The 398-nt window shown below is 67.1% G+C and carries 1 protein-coding gene; it reads right to left on the reverse strand.

Annotated features, from left to right (window positions below; all coding sequences use genetic code 11):
* Positions 1-398: ABC transporter permease subunit (locus VSR34_RS38895; protein WP_342965299.1), on the reverse strand; the 398-nt coding region annotated here is incomplete at both ends.

Genomic DNA, 398 nt, shown 5'->3' on the forward strand with positions numbered 1-398 from the left:
AACACGGACGGCAACGCGGCGGGAATCGCGACGCGCAGAATCAGAAACGATGGCCGCGCGCCAAGCGTGCGGGCGACGTCGTAGTAAGCGGAGTCGACGCTCGCGACGCCCGACCACGTCAGCACGGCAACCGGAAACGCCGGCGCCAGCGCGATCAGGAACGCGCTCGCGCTGAAACTCGACGGAAAGAAGAAGAACGCGAGCGGCAGCCACGCGGTGGCAGGCAGCGCCCCGATCAGCCGCAGCACGGGATGCACCCAGTAGCCCACCGCCTTCGACCAGCCGATCGCGACGCCGATCACGAAGCCCGACACAGCGCCGGCGACATAGCCATAAGCAAGCAGAACGAACGAATGCGCGACGCTCGCGGCAAGCCGTGGCAGATCGTCGGCATAGAC

It is taken from the genome of Paraburkholderia sp. JHI2823 (genome assembly GCF_038900695.1).
Lineage (GTDB): Bacteria > Pseudomonadota > Gammaproteobacteria > Burkholderiales > Burkholderiaceae > Paraburkholderia > Paraburkholderia mimosarum.